13 protein-coding genes are annotated in these 13,964 nt (G+C 64.2%); 11 read left to right on the top strand and 2 right to left on the bottom strand.

Annotated elements, in window-relative coordinates; all coding sequences use genetic code 11:
- Positions 1–2 precede the first annotated feature (2 nt).
- The 4 genes from ybgC to tolA are packed head-to-tail and all read left to right on the top strand — an operon-like array spanning position 3 to position 2,574.
- Complete coding sequence (gene ybgC / locus ACT89O_RS08400) at positions 3–422, top strand: tol-pal system-associated acyl-CoA thioesterase (protein ID WP_121419468.1); 420 nt, start codon at positions 3–5, stop codon at positions 420–422.
- Positions 419–1,132 carry a protein TolQ gene (gene tolQ / locus ACT89O_RS08395; RefSeq protein ID WP_055398908.1) on the top strand — a complete coding sequence of 238 codons (714 nt, stop codon included), beginning with the start codon at positions 419–421 and terminating at the stop codon, positions 1,130–1,132. Before ybgC ends, tolQ begins: the two co-directional genes overlap by 4 nt.
- Before the next feature lie 14 nt (positions 1,133–1,146).
- Complete coding sequence (locus ACT89O_RS08390; protein WP_055398910.1) at positions 1,147–1,575, top strand: ExbD/TolR family protein; 429 nt, start codon at positions 1,147–1,149, stop codon at positions 1,573–1,575.
- A 30-nt stretch (positions 1,576–1,605) separates the two neighbouring features.
- Entirely contained in the window at positions 1,606–2,574 is a 969-nt protein-coding gene (gene tolA, locus ACT89O_RS08385) for a cell envelope integrity protein TolA (protein WP_121419467.1), read from the top strand.
- Between the two features lie 118 nt (positions 2,575–2,692).
- Here tolA and ACT89O_RS08380 read toward each other — a convergent pair whose 3' ends face one another.
- Positions 2,693–4,033: an MFS transporter gene (locus ACT89O_RS08380; protein WP_055402920.1), complete on the bottom strand. Its 1,341-nt coding sequence runs from the start codon at positions 4,031–4,033 to the stop codon at positions 2,693–2,695.
- A gap of 248 nt (positions 4,034–4,281) precedes the next feature.
- Here ACT89O_RS08380 and cyoA point away from each other — a divergent pair, with 248 nt between their 5' ends.
- The 7 genes from cyoA (at position 4,282) to ACT89O_RS08345 (ending at position 11,181) form a co-directional block, all read left to right on the top strand.
- A complete protein-coding gene (gene cyoA, locus ACT89O_RS08375; RefSeq protein WP_121419466.1) occupies positions 4,282–5,337 on the top strand; it encodes a ubiquinol oxidase subunit II in 1,056 nt (351 codons plus the stop codon).
- 65 nt (positions 5,338–5,402) lie between these two features.
- Positions 5,403–7,406: a cytochrome o ubiquinol oxidase subunit I gene (cyoB, locus tag ACT89O_RS08370; RefSeq protein ID WP_055402916.1), complete on the top strand. Its 2,004-nt coding sequence runs from the start codon at positions 5,403–5,405 to the stop codon at positions 7,404–7,406.
- Positions 7,399–8,034: a cytochrome o ubiquinol oxidase subunit III gene (cyoC, locus tag ACT89O_RS08365; protein WP_055402914.1), complete on the top strand. Its 636-nt coding sequence runs from the start codon at positions 7,399–7,401 to the stop codon at positions 8,032–8,034. The genes cyoB and cyoC overlap by 8 nt, the downstream gene beginning before the upstream one ends.
- Positions 8,035–8,036: 2 nt before the next feature.
- Positions 8,037–8,465 (top strand): cytochrome o ubiquinol oxidase subunit IV, encoded by a 429-nt coding sequence (gene cyoD / locus ACT89O_RS08360; RefSeq protein WP_487262326.1) that lies wholly within the window; start codon positions 8,037–8,039, stop codon positions 8,463–8,465.
- Positions 8,465–9,304 (top strand): SURF1 family protein, encoded by an 840-nt coding sequence (locus ACT89O_RS08355; RefSeq protein WP_487262325.1) that lies wholly within the window; start codon positions 8,465–8,467, stop codon positions 9,302–9,304. Before cyoD ends, ACT89O_RS08355 begins: the two co-directional genes overlap by 1 nt.
- On the top strand, positions 9,285–10,613 hold the full coding sequence (locus ACT89O_RS08350) for an ATP-binding protein (protein WP_487262324.1): 1,329 nt from the start codon (positions 9,285–9,287) through the stop codon (positions 10,611–10,613). Before ACT89O_RS08355 ends, ACT89O_RS08350 begins: the two co-directional genes overlap by 20 nt.
- Positions 10,614–10,617: 4 nt before the next feature.
- Complete coding sequence (locus ACT89O_RS08345) at positions 10,618–11,181, top strand: response regulator transcription factor (protein WP_436131098.1); 564 nt, start codon at positions 10,618–10,620, stop codon at positions 11,179–11,181.
- A 163-nt stretch (positions 11,182–11,344) separates the two neighbouring features.
- On the opposite strand, the gene ACT89O_RS08340 is transcribed toward ACT89O_RS08345, so the two are convergent.
- Positions 11,345–13,963: an ankyrin repeat domain-containing protein gene (locus ACT89O_RS08340; protein WP_487262323.1), complete on the bottom strand. Its 2,619-nt coding sequence runs from the start codon at positions 13,961–13,963 to the stop codon at positions 11,345–11,347.
- Between the last annotated feature and the right edge of the window lies 1 nt (position 13,964).

Raw genomic sequence — 13,964 nt, 5'->3', positions numbered from 1 at the left:
CGATGGCATTCGAGTTCCCCATCCGCGTGTATTGGGAGGACACCGATGCCGGCGGCATCGTGTTCTATGCCAACTACCTAAAATTCTTCGAGCGCGCTCGCACCGAATGGCTGCGGTCGCTGGGCGTGGGTCAGCAGCGATTGCGGGAACAAACCGGGGGCATGTTTGTCGTAACCGATGCCCAGCTTCGCTACCACCGGCCTGCACGGCTGGACGATGAACTGATTGTTACCGCCGCCCTGCAGGCCTCGGGCCGCGCATCGTTGACAATAGTGCAGCGCGCGCTCCTGAAACCAGAGCAGATGACCGAACAAGCCCCGTTGTTGCTGAGCGAAGGCACCATCCGCATCGGATGGGTTGATGCTGCCACCATGCGCCCCGCAAGAATTCCGAACACCCTGCTGGAACAACTCTCACCATGAACTCCCAAGACATGTCCATCATCACCCTGGTGCTGCACGCCAGCTGGGTGGTGCAACTCGTGATGCTGCTGTTGCTGGGCGTCTCCGTCGCCAGTTGGGCAGCCATCTTCCGAAAGCTGTTTTCGCTCAAGCGCGTGAAAGCGCTCAATGAGGATTTCGAGCGCGAGTTCTGGTCGGGCACCAGCCTGAACGACCTGTACGCCAGTGCCGCACAAAACGCCAAGCAGGCCGGTCCCATGGAACGTATTTTTGCCAGCGGCATGCGTGAATACCAGAAGCTGCGTGAGCGCCGCATCGTGGACCCCGGCACCCTGCTCGACGGCGCACGCCGCGCCATGCGCGCGAGCTTCCAGCGCGAGATGGACGTGGTCGAATCGAGCCTTTCATTCCTGGCGTCGGTCGGCTCCGTGTCGCCGTACGTAGGCCTGTTTGGCACCGTGTGGGGCATCATGCACGCGTTCACCGGCTTTGCGGGCATGGAGCAGGTCACGCTGGCCACCGTGGCGCCTGGCATTGCCGAAGCCCTGGTGGCCACCGCGATCGGCCTGTTTGCCGCCATCCCCGCTGTGATCGCCTACAACCGCTTTGCCCGCGACATCGACCGCGTGGCCACGCACCAGGAGACCTTCATCGAAGAGTTCTCCAACATCCTGCAGCGCAATCTGGGCGCCCAGCCCGCACCCGCAGGCCATACGGCCTCGGGCCACTGAGCACGGAGGCCCACATGCCCGCCATGGCATCCCGCGGTCGAGGCCGCCGCACCATCAACGAGATCAACATGGTCCCGTTCATCGACGTGATGCTGGTGCTGCTCATCATCTTCATGGTGACGGCGCCCATGCTGACGCCGGGCGTTGTTGATGTGCCCAGCGTGGGCAAAGGCAAGAACATGCCCAAGGTGGTGGCCCAGGTCATCGTCAACAAGGACGGCACGCTGCAGTTCAAGACGCCCGAAGCCACACGCAGTCTGAACCAGCGCGAGATCGGCGACGCGGCCAGCCGCTGGCAGAAGGCCCAGGGTGCTGACAGCGCCAGTGCCGTGGTCATCAGCGCCGACAAGGGAGTGCAGTACGAAAACGTGGTGAAAGCCATGGATGCCTTGCAAAAGGCGGGCGTGCAACGCGTGGGTCTTTCCGTCAAACAGGGTGGTTGAACCGAACGCACGCCCGCCGCTCTGAAGCCCATGCACGCCCACAACGACCGCGACCAGTTTTCCCCGCCCCGCCCCCCGGCACGCTTGCGCGCCATTTCACTGGCGGTGCTTGTGCATGTCGTGCTCATCGGTGCGCTCACCTGGGGCGTGAACTGGAAGAACAGCGCCGACCAGCCTGCGGTGGAGGCCGAACTGTGGGCTGCGGTGCCCCAGCAGGCCGCACCACGCGCCGTGGAGCCCCCGCCGCCACCACCCGCTCCCCCGGAAGTGCGTCCGCCCGCTCCGCCACCACCACCGCCCCCCCGCGCCGTGGAGCCGCCCGACACGCGCGAGGCGGACATCGCCATCGAACGCGAAAAAAAGCGCCTGGAGCAGGAGAAGAAGGCGCGCGAGCAGCAGCTGGAACGTGAAAAGCGCGAACGTGAGCGCAAGGAAGACGAACGCCGCGACCGCCTGGAGCAGGAAAAGAAGGAACGCCTGCAAAAGGAAAAGGAAAAAGAAAAGGAACAGCGCGAAAAGCAGCTGGCTGAGCAGAAGAAGGCCGAGCAGGACAAGCAAAAGAAGCTGGCCGAAGACAAGCGCAAGGCGGACGAAGCCGCCAAGCGCAAGGCCGACGCGGAGGCCAAACAGCTGGCAGAACAGCGGGAAGCCAACCTGCGCCGCCTCCAGGGCCTGGCGGGGGCCACGGGCGGCGAGAACGCCACAGGCACAGCCCAGCGCAGCGCTGGTCCGTCGGGCAGCTATGGCGGCAAGGTTGCAGCCAAGGTCAAGCCCAACATCGTGTACCCCGACGCGATCTCAGGCAACCCGCGCGCCGAGGTGGAAGTCCGCCTTTCGCCCGATGGCACCATCGTGGGCAAACGCCTGGTGCAGTCCAGCGGCAACAAGGCCTGGGATGACGCAGTGCTCCGCGCCCTGGACAAGACCGAGACCCTGCCGCGCGATGTGGATGGCCGCGTGCCGCCTTCACTGACCATTGGCTTCAGACCACAGGACTGAGCCTTCACAAAAAAAAGCGCCCGGTAGTACCGGGCGCTTTTTTTTAGAGCATTTTTAGCCTCTAGCGCTTTGTAGAAAAGCGCAAACAGCTATACAAACAATAGCAAATCTCTGCCCCTTACCGGTCCCGGCGCTCCATGCGCCGATTCAGGTTCAGCGCGCCCAGCGTGCAGGCCACGCCCGACAGCAAATACACCGTGACCGCCAGCAGCCCGAACTGGGCCGACAGGTACAAGGCCACCAGCGGTGCAAACGCGGCGCCAATGATCCAGGCAAGGTCGGCCGAGAGAGCGGCGCCCGTGTAGCGGTATTGGGGCGAAAAATTGGCCGTGACCGTGCCCGACGCCTGGCCATACGACAAGCCCAGCAGCACAAAACCCAGTAGAAGGAACATGGTGCTGCCCACCTCGCCCGAGTTGAGCAGAACGGGGGCCATGAAGCTGAACACACCGATCAACACCGCCATGCCGCCCAGCAGCTTGCGGCGGCCCAGGTGGTCCGACAGCCAGCCAGACACCATGATGGCCCCAGCTGCCAGGAAGGCGCCTACGATCTGCACGCCCAGAATCTGGGTCACCGGCTGGTCCGAATACAGCGTGATCCAAGACAGCGGGAACACCGTGACCAAGTGGAACAGCGCAAAGCTCGCCAGCGCGGCAAAAGCACCCAGTACCACATTGCTGCCTTCGTCACGTATCACACGGCTCACAGGCACGGGCTGCAGTTCACGCTCTTGCAGCAGCTCGGCGTATGACTGCCCCACCACCAGGCGCAGGCGGGCAAACAGGGCCACCACGTTCACGGCAAAGGCCACGAAGAAGGGATAACGCCAGCCCCAGGCCAGAAATTCCTGCACGCTGAGGCTGCTGTACAGATAGGCAAACAGACCCGCCGCCAGCACAAACCCGACAGGCGCGCCCAATTGCCCGATCATGGCAAACCAGCCCCGCCGTTCCTTGGGCGCCGACATGGCCAGCAGCGACGGCAGGCCGTCCCAAGAACCGCCGAGCGCCAGACCCTGGCCAATGCGCAGGATCAGCAGCGCCACCACGGCAGTCAGGCCCGCGTCCTTGTAGCCCGGCAAGAACGCCATCCCCACCGTGCACACGCCCAGCAAGAATAGTGCAATGGTCAGCTTGGTGCCCCGGCCCCAGCGCCGCTGGATGGCCATGGAAATGGCCGTGCCCACCGGGCGCACGACAAAAGCGACCGCCAGCAGCGCAAACGCCATCAGCGTGCCATCCAGGCGCGAGAGGAATGGAAAGAGGAAGGACGGGAAGACGAGAACGCAGGCGATCCCGAAAACGAAGAAGTCGAAATACTCGGACGAGCGTCCGATGATCACGCCCACAGCAATTTCGCTGGGGGTCACGTCTTCATGCGTATCAGCCCGCGAGAGAGAGGCGGGGCTTTCTTCAAAGCCGGCCGCAGGGTAAGTGGCAGAGGCGGGGCTGCTCATGAACAGGGCTCCTTGTCGTTGTTTGGATAAGACATTCTGTGTTCTACACGCAAGTTTGATCTGGGACAAGTGCGGTTTCACTATGCCGTGTGCAGGACAACACCGCAGGGACCGGAAATGCACCAAAGTGGGGCGCATTACTTTGACCTTGGACAAAATGTCCAATGTACAAAAAAGCTAGGGCTATTACATTCGACGGCACTTCGTTATCCGCGTTTACCCTTAAACGCCTTGGTTGCGCCTGTCACATGTCCAAACTACCTTTACCTCGCGTGCCTGTCTGGCTCGCCGCCATGGCCGCCCTGGGCAGCCTGGCTGGCTGCAGCAAGGCGGTCGTCCTCAACCCCGCCGGCGACATCGCGGCCCAGCAAGGCCACATGGTCATCCAGGCCACGCTGCTGATGCTGATCATCATCGTTCCGGTGATTGCCCTCACCCTGTGGTTTGCCTGGAAGTACCGCCAGAACAACACTGCCAACACCGAGGCCGACTACGACCCCGACTGGCACCACTCCACCACGCTGGAGCTGGTGATCTGGACCGTGCCGCTCTTGATCGTCATCGCCCTCGGCGCCCTGACCTGGATCGGCACCCACAAGCTCGACCCCTACCGCCCGCTGGACCGCATCTCGGCCAGCAAACCGCTGGACGCCCAATCCACCCCCATGGAAGTGCAGGTGGTGGCCATGGACTGGAAGTGGCTGTTCTTCTACCCTGAGCTGGGCATTGCCACCGTGAATGAACTGGCTGCGCCGGTGGACCGCCCCATCCTGTTCAAGCTCACGGCCACGTCCACGATGAACGCGTTTTACGTGCCCGACCTCGCCGGCATGATCTACGCGATGCCCGGCATGCAGACCGAGCTGAACGCCGTGATCAACCAACCGGGCGTGTACAAGGGCATGTCCTCGCACTACAGCGGCGCTGGCTTCTCTGGCATGACGTTCAAGTTCCATGGCCTGAGCGAGAGCGACTTCGCGCAGTGGGTGGCCAAGACCAAGTCCGAAGGCAAGCCACTTACACGCCAGGCCTACATGGACCTGGCCAAGCCCAGCGAGCGCGACCCCGTGCAGCGCTTTGCCAGCGTGGAAGAAGGCCTGTATGACAAGGTACTGAACCGCTGTGTCGAAGACGGCAAGATGTGCATGCACCACATGATGGCCATCGACGAGAACGGCGGTGACGCCTATGTGCGCGCCGTGGGCCTGAATCTGCCGCAGGACGTATGCACCTCGCAGAACGCCGCCCAGGTGGTGGCCAGCCTGGAAGCCCGCCACGCACCGCGCGCCAACTCCGCCCAATGACCCGCCCTTGATTTGCCATGTCGGCGCCCGTGCCAAGCGGGTGTTGGCATCTTCCAAAGACCTTTATGTCCTCCGCACCTGATACCGCATCCCATTGGGCCTTGGGCCGAATCACCTGGGATTCCATACCGATGGCGCACGAGCCCATCGTGCTCTGGACCTTTGTCGCCACCGTGCTGGGTGGCCTGGCCGTGATGGCCGCCATCACCAAATTCCGCCTGTGGGGCACGCTGTGGCGCGACTGGATCTGCAGCATCGACCACAAGCGCATCGGCATCATGTACATGATCCTCGGCCTCGTGATGCTGCTGCGCGGCTTTGCCGACGCCGTGATGATGCGCCTGCAGCAGGCCATGGCCTTTGGCGACAACATGGGCTACCTGCCGCCGCACCACTATGACCAGATCTTCACCGCCCACGGCGTGATCATGATCTTCTTCGTGGCGATGCCGCTGGTCACGGGCCTCATGAACTACCTCGTGCCGCTGCAGATCGGCGCGCGCGACGTGTCGTTCCCGTTCCTCAACAACTTCAGCTTCTGGATGACCACGGCAGGCGCGATCCTGGTGATGGTGTCGCTGTTTCTGGGCGAGTTCTCCACATCCGGCTGGCTGGCACTGTCCAACCTGGGGGCACAGGACCCCGGCGTGGGGCTCGACTACTACATCTGGGCCCTGCAGATTGCGGGGGTGGGCACCACGCTCTCGGGCATCAACCTGATCGTCACCATCATCAAGATGCGCGCACCCGGCATGAACCTGATGCGCATGCCCGTCTTCACCTGGACTGCCCTGTGCACCAACGCGCTGATCGTGGCCTCGTTCCCGGTGCTGACGGCAGCGCTCGTGCTGATGTCGCTGGACCGCTATGTCGGCACCAACTTCTTCACGAACGACCTGGGCGGCAACGCCATGCTGTACGTGAACCTGATCTGGATCTGGGGACACCCCGAGGTCTACATCCTGATCCTGCCGTGCTTTGGCATCTTCTCTGAAGTGGTGGCCACGTTCTGCAAGAAGCGGCTGTTCGGCTACACCTCCATGGTCTACGCCACGGTGGTGATCACCATCCTGTCGTACCTGGTGTGGCTGCACCACTTCTTCACCATGGGCTCCGGTGCGAGCGTGAATACCTTCTTTGGCATCACCACGATGATCATCTCGATCCCCACGGGCGCGAAGATCTTCAACTGGCTGTTCACCATGTACAAGGGCCGCATCCGCTTCGAGCTGCCCATGATGTGGACCGTGGCCTTCATGGTGACCTTTGCCATTGGCGGCATGACCGGCGTGCTGCTGGCCGTGCCCCCGGCCGACTTCGTGCTGCACAACAGCCTGTTCCTGATCGCCCACTTCCACAACGTGATCATCGGTGGTGTGCTGTTCGGGCTGTTCGCCGGCATCAACTACTGGTATCCCAAGGCCTTTGGCTACAAGCTCGACCGCACCTGGGGCGTGCGCTCCTTCTGGCTGTGGGTGGTGGGCTTCTGGGTGGCGTTCGGCCCGCTGTATGTGCTGGGCCTGATGGGTGTCACGCGCCGTGCCAACCATTTTGAAGACCCGTCGCTGCAGATCTGGTTCGTGATCGCCGCCATCGGCGCCGCAATGATTGCTGCGGGCATCGCCTGCTTCCTGATCCAGATCGTGGTGAGCTACCTCAAGCGCGACCAGCTGCGCGACCACACGGGCGACCCGTGGGATGCGCGCACGCTCGAATGGGCCACCTCGTCGCCCCCGCCCGACTACAACTTTGCCTTCACCCCTGTCGTGCATGAAATCGATGCGTGGTGGGACATGAAGAAGCATGGATACAAGCGCCCGCTCGGCGGCTTTGCGCCCATCCACATGCCTGCCAACACCGGCTCGGGCGCGGTCATCTCGGCCTTGTCGCTGGTCTTTGGCTTCGCGCTGATCTGGCACATGTGGCTGCTCGCGGGCGTGTCGTTTGCCGCGCTGCTGCTGGCTTCGATCATCCACACGTTCAACTACAAGCGTGACTTCTACATCCCGGCGTCCCAAGTCGCCGCCACCGAAGAAGCCCGCACACTCCAACTGGCACGCCATGTCTGAACTCCGCCTTAACGCTGGCGCCGCCGCAGGCGCCCTGGCCCCGCGCGACTACCACCTTGCGCACGAGCCCCATCCCGAAAACGGCACCGCACTGGGCTTCTGGCTCTACCTGATGAGCGACTGCCTCATCTTTGCCGCCCTGTTTGCCACCTATGGCGTGCTGGGCCGCAGCTATGCGGCCGGCCCCACCGGTGCGCAGCTGTTTGACCTGACGCTGGTGGCCATCAACACGGCCTTCCTGCTGCTGTCGTCCATCACCTTCGGTTTTGCCATGCTGCGCAAGCAGCAAAAGGATGTGAAAGGCACGCTGCTGTGGCTGGCCGTCACCGGCTTCTTCGGCCTGTGCTTCCTGGGCCTCGAACTCTATGAGTTTGCCCACCTGATCCACCAGGGTGCCACGCCCCAGCGCAGCGCCTTCCTGTCGGCCTTCTTCACGCTGGTGGGCACCCACGGCCTGCACGTGACCTTTGGTCTGATCTGGCTGGTGGTGCTGATGGTGCAGATCGGCAAACACGGCCTGATCCCTGCCAACACCCGCCGCCTGATGTGCCTGTCGATGTTCTGGCACTTTCTGGACGTGGTCTGGATTGGCGTCTTCACCTTTGTGTACCTGATGGGAGTGCTGTAACTATGAGCGCACAACACACAACACACGCACACGGCGCGCATGACCAGGGCGGCCACGACCACCACGGCGACGCGGAACCGCACAGCAGCCTGCGCGACTACACGATCGGCTTCGTGCTCTCGGTCATCCTCACGGCCATTCCCTTCTGGCTCGTCATGGCCAAGGTCATCGCCGACCGCAACACCGCCGTGCTGGTACTGGGCGGCTTCGCCGTGATCCAGATCCTGGTGCACATGGTGTATTTCCTGCACATGAACGGCAAGGTTGAAGGCGGCTGGACCATGTTGTCCACCATCTTCACGGTGGTGTTCGTAGCCATTGCCATTGCGGGCACGCTGTGGGTCATGTTCCACATGAACGCGAACATGATGCCCGAGCACCCCACCCCCACGCCCGCAACGCATGAGGCGCCGGGCCACTCGACGCCCTGATGCCGTCCCATCCCACAGCCCCGGCCCCCCAGGCCTGGCGGCTTCGCCAGGCGGTGCTCGCAGTGGTGGGCATCGCCTTGTTTTTGGGCTTTATCGCGCTGGGTACCTGGCAGGTGCAGCGCCGCGCCTGGAAGCTCGCGCTGATCGAGCGCGTCGATCAACGCGTGCACGCTGCTCCTGTACCCCTGCCCTCCCGCCCAGAGTGGCCCCAGGTGAGTGCAGCCAGCCACGAATACCTGCCTGTCACCGCGCAGGGCCGGTGGCTGGCCGAGAAAACCGTGCTTACCCAGGCCCTGACCGAGCTGGGCTCGGGCTTCTGGGTGATGACGCCCTTGCAGCTGGCCGATGGCTCGCAGGTGCTGGTGAATCGGGGTTTTGTGCCGCAGGAGCAGCGCGCCCAATGGCTGGCAACGCCTATGCCCGCCTCTACCCCCCCTACATCCACCACCGCGACTGTCCAGGGCCTGCTGCGCATGAGCGAGCCTGACGGTGGTTTTCTGCGCACCAATGCCCCGGCTGAGCAGCGCTGGTACTCGCGCGACATTGCGGCCATCGGCCATTGGCTGCAGTTGCCCGAGACTGCCCCCTTCTTCATCGATGCGGGGTTGCCTCCCGTACCAGGCGCCGCTGTGCCCCCGGCAGCGGACACCCGTTGGCCGCGCGCTGGCATGACGGTGATCCGTTTCCATAACAGCCACCTGGTCTACGCACTGACCTGGTACGGTCTGGCCCTCATGGTTGCGGGTGCTGGCTGGTATGTGGCACGCTACGAGCGCCGCCTGCGCGGCTTTGCGCGCCCTGCCACCACCTTCGCCCCTGATGACACCTCTTCGTCCTGATACTGCGACCGCCGCGCCGCAGCGCAACGCACGCTCGGCCGATGCCGCCGCAGGCATCAAGAACCTGCAGCAGCTGATCGAGCTACGCTGGATTGCCGTGGTCGGCCAGGTGTTCACCATCGAGATGGCGCACTACAGCCTGAACCTCACGCTGCCTGTGCGCGAGATGCTGCTGGTGGTGGGCTGCCTGGCGGTGTTCAACGTGGTGAGCCTGCTGCGGCTGCGCACCGGTGTGATGGTGCGCAATGTGGAGCTTTTTCTGGCCCTGCTGATCGATGTGGCCGTGCTCACAGTGCAGCTGTACCTGAGCGGGGGCACCAGCAACCCATTCGTCTTCCTGTACCTGCTGCAGATCACGCTGGGGGCCGTGCTGCTGCGCGGCGCCTACATCTGGTCCATCGTGATCATCACGCTGCTGTGTTTTGGCGTGCTGGCCACACACCACCTGCCCCTGGAGTTGCCGCAGGACCTGCACCAGGGCCTGTCGAGCCTTTACGTGATCGGGTTGCTGGTGTGCTTTGTGCTCAACGCCACGCTGGTGGTGGTCTTCATCACCCGCATCAACCTGAACCTGCGTGAACGCGATGCGCGCCTGGCCGCAGCACGCCGCCGCCGCGTGGAAGAAGAGCACATCGTGCGCATGGGCCTGCTGGCCTCAGGCGCGGCCCACGAGCTGGGCACGCCGCTGTCCACGCTGGCCGTGATCCTGGGGGACTGGCAGCACGACAAGCAGCTGGCGGCCTACCCAGCGCTGAAGGAAGACATCGACGAAATGCAGGCCCAGGTGCAGCGCTGCAAGAGCATCGTGAGCGGCATCCTGCTTTCGGCCGGAGAGACACGCGGCGAAGCCTCCATGCAGACCACCGTGCGCACCTTTGTGGATGCCCTGGCCGAAGAATGGCGCAGCACCCGGTCGATGCCGCAGTTCGTCTACGACAACGACTTCGGCGCAGATACGCCCATGGTGTCTGACACCACGCTCCAGCAGATGGTTTTCAATGTGCTGGACAATGCACGCGACGCCTCGCCCGGCTGGGTGCGCCTGGCCGTCACCCGCAACGCCGATGCACTGCGCATCACGGTGACCGACGCAGGGCCGGGCTTTGCCCCCGACATGCTGGCCAAGCTGGGCACGCCCTACCAGTCCTCCAAAAACCGCCCTGGCGGTGGGCTGGGCCTGTACCTTGTGCTCAACGTGGCACGCACGTTGGGTGGCAGCGTGGCGGCACGCAACCGCCCCGAAGGGGGTGCCGAAGTAACCATCGAACTGCCACTGGCGGCGATCGCACTGCCTGAAGCCAAAGCCTGAAGCCATGAGCCCTACCGACGACGAAGAACGAGAACAAGCGCAACCACTGCTGCTCATCGTGGAAGACGACGAGGCCTTTGCCCGCACGCTCGCCCGTTCTTTCGAACGGCGCGGCTACCGCGTGCTGCAGGCTGCCAGCCTGCCCGAGGTCGAAACCCTGCTCGCACACCACACGCCCGGCTTTGCGGTGGTGGACCTCAAGCTCAAGGGCGAAGCCTCGGGCCTGGCCTGCGTACAAAAGCTGCATGCCGCCAGCGAAGACATGCTGATCGTGGTGCTGACCGGCTTTGCCAGCATCGCCACCGCCGTGGAGGCCGTGAAACTGGGCGCCTGCCACTACCTCGCCAAGCCGTCCAATACCGACGACATCGAGGCCGCTTTTGGCCTGAAGGCGGGCAACACCGAAGTGGAGCTGACCAACCGCTCCAGCTCCATCAAGACGCTGGAATGGGAGCGCATCAACGAGGTGCTGGCAGAAACCGGCTTCAATCTCTCGGAAGCGGCAAGGCGCCTGGGCATGCACCGCCGCACCCTGACCCGCAAGCTGGAAAAGAAACAGGTTCGTTAGGCGGGCACTGGAACCAGGGCTCAATATTTCAAGAATAATTGGCTGCTAGCGCTTAGAGGGCTTCATTGTTAGCTATATTTTTTATAGCAAATCCCATGAGGGCAGCCATCAACCGCCTCAGCCCATCCATAGACACCCTTTGCGCCTGAGGCCTGGCCTCACATCAGCGCTGGCGCTGCACCAGCCAGTGCTCCGCCTCTTGCTGCTTTCCAAACTGCGCCCAATCCAGCGCATTCTTGCCATGCGGGTCTTTGCGCCAAAGGTCCACACCCCGCACCTCCAACCACTCCAGCGTCTGGATGCGCCCTTTGGCAGCAGCCAGCATCGCAGGCGTCTCGCCCCGGCTTGCGGGTGCGGGCTCGTCCAGGGGCTGCCCCTGTTCGGCCAGCCACTGCAAACAAGGCACACAACCACTTTGCGCTGCCATATGCGCCGGGCCCCAGTCCCACCGGTTGCGGGCCGCCATGCTGGCCCCGGCCTGCACCAGGCGTTGGGCGGCAGCGAGGTGGCCGCCGTAGAAGGCGCGCAACAACGCGGTGTCGCCACGCTCGCTGTCTTTGTGTGTCTGGCGAAGGTCGGGCTGTGCACCAGCCTGCAACAGCAGCTCGATGTGCTCCAGCTGCCCCCGGTGGGCCGCCAGCATGAGCACGGACGAGCCGCTGGGCGCGAGCAGATTGGGGTTGGCGCCCGCTGCCAGGGCTGCGCCCAGGGCCCGGGCATCACCGGCGTCCTGCGCGTCGAGCAGCGCGTCGTCCGCAGCAGAATACGACGCAGATGGCTGTACGGCGGCGGCGACGGGCGCAGCCGATGGCCCGGGCAGAGCCGGGCGCACCAGGCCGACAAGGGACGGCCCCCAGATCCACCAGGCCAGAGCAACTGCCAGCAGCAGCAATCCCCAGGCCGGGCGCGAATGCCCGGAGCGGGCAGGCCGCTGTGCGCCAGGGCTGAAATGGCCCCGACGGTGCGACCAGGCCCGCGCGATGGATTGGCCCAACGCAGTGGCAGCCCCTTCGCCACTGACGCCGGGGGTCAACCGAACCAGGGTGCCATCGCGCTCGCGCGCATAGACAGCGAAATAAGGGGTCTCGCTGGCGCCGCTGCCGGTGGAATACAGCAGCTTGTGCACCAGGCTCTGGCTGGCCTGTCCGGGCAGGGCGTCTGCCCGCGACCACAGCGCAGAGTAGCGGCGCACGGTGATGCCCTCATCCCGCACAGACAGAGTCCAGCGGCAGGTGGCAGCCTGCAGGACAAAGGCAACCAGCAGCCACCAGGCGCCGGTGGCCACAAAGAAGTGTGGCAATGCGATGCCGCCAGAGCCGAAGCGGCCGTTCAGGAAGGCCTCCACCACAAGACCCGCCAGCACCAGGCCTGCAGCCCAGCGCCAGCCGCGACGGTTGAATTCAAACTGCCACGCATGCGGGGTCTCCAGCAGCGTAACGGAAGCGGGCAGGAGCAAGGCGCCCTCACCATCCAGGCCCGCTTCTCCTTCTCCGTGGGCCGGATCAGCGGGCGCGATGGGGGTCACTTTCTTCCAGATAGCGCGCCGGTCAAAGCGATCGGCCTGCTCGTGACCAAACGCCTGTGGGGCTGCCTGCACGGGCACGTCGTAGGTCAGTTCTACGTCCCCGCCCGGGGTGCGCAGCAACTCCAGCCGCCAGTCCACACGTTCACCAGAGCGCTGCGCGCCGTGCGGGGGCGCGTCGGGTGGCAGGTCAAAACGTGCCGTCAGCCGCAGCCCGCCATCGTCCGTGGGCTGCACACGCGCGGTTTCAGAGAAAGACTCCACACAACGCTCCGGCGAACCGGAGCTCGATTCATCCACCCGGTACTGGGCCAGGCGCAGCTGCAGCTGCTGGCCCTGCTGGTAGGCGGCGGCACGCTCGGGCAGGAGCAGTGTCATCTCGACCGGGTGGCCCGCACGCGGGACTGTGGGCAGTGCGGTCAGCTCTGCGCCCGCGTAGCGCCAGGCCATGTGGGTATGGCGCACCGACAGGGTCACCAGCCCCAGGCCGATCATCACGAAGAGGGAGATGAAGGCCTTGGCAAACCAGGGGGCGCTGGATTGTGTCCACAGCAAGGCCGCCATAGGGAACGCAATACCGCACCAGAAGATGGTGAAAAACCAGATGGCACCCACCGAAGTGCCGGAAGCGCCCTTCGCGAACAAGCTGGTGGGCGACGAGCCCGGCTGCAGGCCGCCACTGCCAGCTGCCGGCGATGTCCCCCCGGCCCTGACCAGACCCAGCAGGGTGTGCAGAAAAAACCAGGCCGCCACCAGCCCCACCAAGGTAAAAACCAGGGCAAACGGAATGCGGAAAATCTGCAGCGACCAGCGGATGGTGGGATCGATAAGCGACTGCGACGGATTGTTGGGATTGACCAGGACCGTGATGCCCTGCCCCCGTGCCTGCGCGCTCTGAAGACGCCCCGCCCACTGCCGTGGCCAGTCGTCGATGTTGTCGCTGTTGCCCCGCGCGTCCAGGCCGACGCGGGTGCCTTCGTAGGCCTTGCCCGCCATCTGATAGCGGTAGCGGGCCTGCACTTCGTAGGTGGCGCCATCGCTGCTGTGGTGCGTCTTGAGTTCAGCCGACAGGACTTCGGCCTGCACAGGCTGCCAGCCACGCACCTGCAGGGCAGTATCGAGCGTACGGGCGAGGGGCTTGAGCCCGGCGTGGTAGCCGCCCAACCCAAACCCCAGAGCGAAGACCGCGCTGATCAGCAGCGCCGCGAGGCGTGCCCCTACGCTGCTGGTCTTGTCGGCATTGTTTTTCTCTCTTGCCATG

The organism is Acidovorax sp. NN32, assembly GCF_057597245.1.
This window is presented reverse-complemented; position numbering and strand designations above follow the sequence as displayed.